The 3,564-nt window shown below is 60.2% G+C and carries 4 protein-coding genes and 1 tRNA gene; 3 read left to right on the forward strand and 2 right to left on the reverse strand.

Annotation, left to right across the window (positions count from 1 at the left end; translation table 11 throughout):
* On the forward strand, positions 1-815 hold an 815-nt coding region (locus tag ACHWRX_RS07460; protein ID WP_394658714.1), incomplete at its 5' end, for a cytochrome c1.
* 289 nt (positions 816-1,104) lie between these two features.
* Here the strand turns inward: ACHWRX_RS07460 and ACHWRX_RS07465 are convergent.
* Complete coding sequence (locus tag ACHWRX_RS07465) at positions 1,105-1,608, reverse strand: MmcB family DNA repair protein (protein WP_394658715.1); 504 nt, start codon at positions 1,606-1,608, stop codon at positions 1,105-1,107.
* Positions 1,609-1,706: 98 nt separating this feature from the next.
* On the opposite strand from ACHWRX_RS07465, the gene ACHWRX_RS07470 reads away from it, so the two are divergent.
* Together ACHWRX_RS07470 and ACHWRX_RS07475 are read left to right on the forward strand one after the other, a co-directional pair.
* A tRNA-Arg gene (locus tag ACHWRX_RS07470) sits at positions 1,707-1,783 on the forward strand.
* A 305-nt stretch (positions 1,784-2,088) separates the two neighbouring features.
* Complete coding sequence (locus ACHWRX_RS07475) at positions 2,089-2,694, forward strand: outer membrane protein (RefSeq protein WP_394658716.1); 606 nt, start codon at positions 2,089-2,091, stop codon at positions 2,692-2,694.
* Between the two features lie 103 nt (positions 2,695-2,797).
* On the opposite strand, the gene ribF is transcribed toward ACHWRX_RS07475, so the two are convergent.
* A partial coding sequence (gene ribF, locus ACHWRX_RS07480; protein ID WP_394658717.1) for a riboflavin biosynthesis protein RibF occupies positions 2,798-3,564 on the reverse strand: 767 nt, incomplete at its 5' end.

The raw sequence follows: 3,564 nt of genomic DNA on the forward strand, positions 1-3,564 counted from the left end.
TGTTCTTCACGGTCGCGCTGGCCTGGTCGTTCGGCAACGGCGCCTACCAGCAGATCACCGAACCGCCGCCGGTCACTGCCGAGCATGAATTCCACCGGCACCCCAAGGAAGTGCACTTCGCCAGCGATGGCGCGTTCGGCAAGTTCGACCGCCAGCAGCTGCAGCGCGGTTTCCAGGTGTACAAGGAAGTCTGCTCGGCCTGTCACTCGCTCAGCCACGTCGCCTTCCGTGATCTGGCGCAGCTTGGCTACTCGGACCCCGAAGTGAAGGCGATCGCCAAGGGCTTCCAGGTTCCCGGCACCGATCCCAACACGGGTGAGGATGCCATGCGCCCCGGCATGCCGACGGACTATTTCCCCAAGCCGTTCGCCAACGACATCGCCGCCCGCGCCGCCAACAACAATGCGGTCCCGCCGGATCTTTCGCTGATGACCAAGGCGCGTCATGATGGCCCTGCCTATGTCTACTCGCTCTTGACCGGTTATCAGGCACAGCCGGCGGCGCTGCTGAAGGAATTCCCGGAAGCGAAGACCCCCAACGGCCTGCACTACAACCCGTACTTCGCCAACCTGAACCTGGCGATGACGCCGCCGCTGACCTCGGAAGGTCAGGTTTCCTACGGTGATGGTACAAAGGCCACGGTAGATCAGATGGCGAAGGACGTATCCGCGTTCCTCGTCTGGACCGCCGAGCCGAAGCTTGAGAAGCGCAAGCAGACGGGTTGGCCGGTGTTGGGCTTCCTGCTCTTTGCCACGATCCTTGGCTACATGTCGTACAAGAACATCTGGTACGACAAGAAGAAGCACAAAGCCTAAGGCCAGTACTTGCTGACACGAGCGCCCCGCCATCGATCGATGGCGGGGCGTTTGCATTTGTAAACCTCAGAATGGCACCGCACAGGAGCGGCAGGCTCGGCTGGGCAAAGGCTCCAATCCAGATGGATACCCGCAAAGGGCTTTCGTGGTTTTGATAGGTGCTATACCCATGCGCCTCTACAGGCGCCCCACCATGGACCCGACTGCAATATGGGGTCGGTCCGAGAGCCATAAGAGCCGCTGGTTGCACCAACCCACATCGCGTCATGCCTGCAGCAACTGTGACGGGTTACAGTTCGCCCTTTCCCCATTGGATAGTGTCGGGGTCCGCCCCGGTTACAAGGCGGCGCAGCGCGGCTCGCGCCAGCCTTTCGGTCTCCACCTTGCGGCGCGCGGCCGCCAGCTTGCGGGTAGGCGCTGGCCGCAGAATTTCGGCATCGTAGCCATCCGCGACAATCACGCCGCAGCAATCCGGCATGAATGCTTCGGATGAAAGACAATTGCGATCCAGATGAGGGGCCAGGCCCCAATAGAACCTGTCGCAGTAATCCAGATAATCCGGCCACTTGGCATCGCCGAGCAAGTCCGCTCGGCTGACTTTGATTTCAACGATGACAATGTCGCCCTTGGCATCAACGCCCATCAGATCAGCGCGCCGACCGCAGCGCAGCGGCATCTCCGGAAGGCACCAGATATCGTTTCGCGCGAACAGCCGCCTGATCCCACGCAGCACATCCGCCGCCTGAGACGGAGCAACCGCAGCAAAAGAATCATGATCGGAAATCAAAGCCATCACCCCACCATAAGAACATAGAGGGAACTAGCAACCCCTTCACGAAGTCGCAAATCAGGCTGGTATGGCGATGCCCGCTCTGCTAACCGGCTTCCACTGCACCCGTAGCTCAGCTGGATAGAGCGCTGCCCTCCGAAGGCAGAGGTCACAGGTTCGAATCCTGTCGGGTGCACCACTATGGACAACCGTGTGGTTCCAGCGCTCCCAATTGAGTACAGCCCGGCGATGCGGCACTGCTGCCACAATCAAAAAGTTCCTCATCACAAAGAAAAAGTAATAAGGGCGAAAGTTCAGCCACTGTGGCCTCATGGATTCATGACAAATCCGGCGGTTTGGTAGTCGTCACGCGATTTTCAAGTGATACATTCTTATCACAAGTTTCTAGTTCAATATGCGTTTGCACAATTTGAATCTTATCATTGTGAGCAAGTGCGGTAGATGAGCACCGCCTCTGGCATATTTGAATACAGGAACTATGATATGAAGAAGATTATCGCCGCTTCTGCGCTTGCGCTAACCGCTATCGCCGCAGCGCCCGCCATGGCTCAGGACGCCAGCATCCCCTTTGACGGCCCCTATGTCGCCGTGCTGGGTGGTTACGACAAGATCCGTGTCGACACCCCGGTCGGCGCAGGGAGCGACGATGGCTTCCTTTACGGTGGCGTTGTGGGCTTCGACAAGAACATCAACGGTCTTGTCCTGGGCCTCGAAGGCGAAGCGACCGGCTCCACGACCAAGGAGGGCGTGAATGACCTTTTTGTTGCTGGTGACCGCGCGACCGTAAAGCCAGGCCGTGACCTGTACGCCGGCGTTCGTCTCGGTGGTGAAATCACCCCCGGGGTTCTGCTTTACGCCAAGGGCGGTTACACCAACGCGCGCGTCAAGGTGAGCTACGATGACGGCGTTGACGTGCTTCGTGACAGCACGAACCTGGATGGCTACCGTCTGGGCGCTGGCATCGAGACCAACATCTCGGGCTTCCTGGCGCGCGTCGAGTATCGCTTCTCGGACTATGGCAACCCGAAAGGTTTCGGCCTGAAGCCTGACCGTCACCAGGTTGCGGCGATGGTCGGTTACCGCTTCTGATCTGACGATCCTGCGTCACCGCGCGTGCGGTGACGCAAACCGAACCGCCGCCGCGTACTACGCTGGCGGCGGTTTTGTTTCATGGAACCGCGAAATGCAGCGGTCAGGCGGGATGAACGGCCAGGAGCCGGCGCGCTTCCCTACAGTCTTGATCCATTTGAGCCATCAATGCGTCCAGATTGTCGAATTTGGCTTCGGGACGGAGGAAGTGGTGGAACGCCACCTCGATTTCCTGTCCGTAAAGATCACCGGAAAAGTCGAAAAAGTGGGGTTCGAGTAGCTCCTTGGGAGGCTGGAACGTCGGCCGCACGCCGATATTTGCCGCGCCTTGCAGCGTGCGACCATCCGGCAGCCGACCCGTGACCGCATAGATGCCATAGCGCGGCCGAAGATAGGTGCCCAAGTCCAGGTTCGCGGTGGGGTACCCGATCGTGCGGCCTACCTTGTCCCCATGCTGTACCGTCCCGCGAATCGCGAAGGGCCGGGTCATCAGGCGCGTGGCCGTTTCGCAATCCCCGGCCGCCAGCGCCGCGCGGATCCTGCTGGAGGATATGGGCCCTTCCGCGTCCGACACACCAGGCGCGGCACGGGTCTGGATGCCCAGCGCCTTACCAAGGTGATGCAACGATGCGGCTGTGCCTGTTCGGTCCTTGCCGAACACGAAGTTTTCTCCGGTACAGATCCCGGCAACGCCGAGCTGATCGTGGATCATCTCTTGCATCCAACGGTCCGCCGTCATGCTCGCGATGCTGGCATCGAAAGAGAACACCAGCATCGCATCGGCACCGGCAGCGGCGAACAGCTCCTCGCGCTGGTCCAGCGTGGTCAGCCGGAAGGGTTCGGCGTCCGGGCGGAAGAAGCGCTTGGGAT

Source organism: uncultured Novosphingobium sp. (assembly GCF_964277725.1).
Taxonomy (GTDB): Bacteria; Pseudomonadota; Alphaproteobacteria; order Sphingomonadales; family Sphingomonadaceae; genus Novosphingobium; species Novosphingobium fluoreni.

What these genes read in the sequence shown, in the direction of transcription:
- ACHWRX_RS07465 (WP_394658715.1), bottom strand. Translation starts at nt 1,608, where the DNA reads ATGGCTTTGATTTCCGATCATGATTCTTTTGCTGCGGTTGCTCCGTCT.
- ACHWRX_RS07475 (WP_394658716.1), top strand. Translation starts at nt 2,089, where the DNA reads ATGAAGAAGATTATCGCCGCTTCTGCGCTTGCGCTAACCGCTATCGCC.